Below are 548 nucleotides of genomic sequence, written 5' to 3'. Positions count from 1 at the left end.
TGACGAGCTGCCCCTGGCCCGGGCGGTGGGCTTCGCCGACATCGAGGCGTTCACCCGGCGCACCGCCGAGCTCGGCTCCCACGAGCTGGCGGACTTCGTCCAACGGTTCGAGACGCGCGCACGCGACGTCGTGACCGGTGCCGGTGGGCGGGTGGTGAAGACCATCGGGGACGCGGTCCTGTTCGTCGGTGACGACGTGCGCACCGGCGTGGCCGTCGCGCTGGGCCTGGCGCAGACGTTCCACGACACCGCCTCACCGGTCCGGGTGGGCGTGGTGTGGGGCAGGGTCCTGTCGCGGTTCGGCGACGTGTTCGGCCCGCCGGTGAACCTGGCGGCCCGCCTCACCGCCGAGGCCAGCCCCGGTGAGGTCCTGCTCGACGAGGCCACGGCCGCCCACCTGCGCCCGGACCCGACGGTGGTCCTCGAACAGCTGGCGGTGCGTGAGGTCGCGGGTCTGGGTGCGGTGCGCCCGGTGCGGGTCGCACCCGCACCGGGCGCGTGAGGTGCCGGCCCGAGCCGCAGGCGGGTTGACGTGGACCGCCCGGGCT

The 548-nt window shown here is 75.4% G+C and carries 1 protein-coding gene; it reads left to right on the top strand.

Annotation, left to right across the window (positions count from 1 at the left end):
- Positions 1-502 (top strand): adenylate/guanylate cyclase domain-containing protein (locus N869_RS15935; RefSeq protein WP_035063354.1); only part of this gene is annotated, 502 nt, incomplete at its 5' end.
- Between the last annotated feature and the right edge of the window lie 46 nt (positions 503-548).

It is taken from the genome of Cellulomonas bogoriensis 69B4 = DSM 16987 (assembly GCF_000767165.1).
GTDB lineage: Bacteria > Actinomycetota > Actinomycetes > Actinomycetales > Cellulomonadaceae > Actinotalea > Actinotalea bogoriensis.
Note: the sequence above shows the minus strand (reverse complement) of the source record. Positions and strands in the feature narration are given on the sequence as shown.